This is a genomic window from Polycladomyces zharkentensis (assembly GCF_016938855.1).
GTDB classification, from domain to species: Bacteria; Bacillota; Bacilli; order Thermoactinomycetales; family JIR-001; genus Polycladomyces; species Polycladomyces zharkentensis.
In genome coordinates this window covers 1-705 of sequence record NZ_JAFHAP010000017.1, presented here as the reverse complement: position 1 = coordinate 705, position 705 = coordinate 1, and the positions used below count along the sequence as shown (strand labels likewise).

The window sequence follows — 705 nt, the reverse complement described above, 5'->3', positions numbered from 1 at the left end:
AGATAGAGCCTCTTTCACCTGTTGGTAAGTCTATCGGAATTGACTTGGGCTTAAAGCATTTCCTCACTTCCTCTGATGGGGGAAAGGAAGATGTCCCCAGATACTTTCGGCAGTATGAGAAGAAACTGGCCAGATGGCAACGGATTATGTCTCGCCGGCAATATGAAAGTAATCGCTGGCGAAAAGCCAAATTGAAAGTGGCTAAAATCCATGAGAAGATCCGGAATGCTCGGAACGATTTTCTTCACAAACTGTCCACTAAGCTGATTCACGAAAACCAAGTGATCTGCTTGGAGGACTTGCAAGTGAAGAATATGGTTAAGAATCACAATTTGGCAAAGTCTATTACTGATGCATCTTGGTCCGCGTTCGTCTCCATGTTGGAATATAAAGCAAAATGGTACGGGCGCATCATATCTAAAGCGAGCAAGTCCTTTCCCTCCAGTCAACTTTGTTCTGGCTGTAGTTACAGAAACAAGGCTGTGAAAGATCTTAAGCTCAGGGAATGGACTTGCCCGAACTGTGGGAAGCAACATGATCGAGATGTGAATGCCGCTAAAAACATCCTGCAAGAAGGTATGAGACTCCTTGCCGCTGGAACGGTGGTCTAAGCTCGGTCAACTTCCTCTCAAAAGAGAGGATTACCCGAGAATCCCCCGCCTCTAAGCGTTAGCGTAGGCGGAGGGAGTGTTCAATCTTTCCATT

Annotated in this window: 1 protein-coding gene; it reads left to right on the top strand. The window is 46.1% G+C overall.

Going from position 1 to position 705, the window contains the following annotated elements:
- Positions 1-611, top strand: a 611-nt coding sequence (locus tag JQC72_RS16655; RefSeq protein ID WP_302104913.1) for an RNA-guided endonuclease TnpB family protein, incomplete at its 5' end; no start/stop codon positions are given.
- Between the last annotated feature and the right edge of the window lie 94 nt (positions 612-705).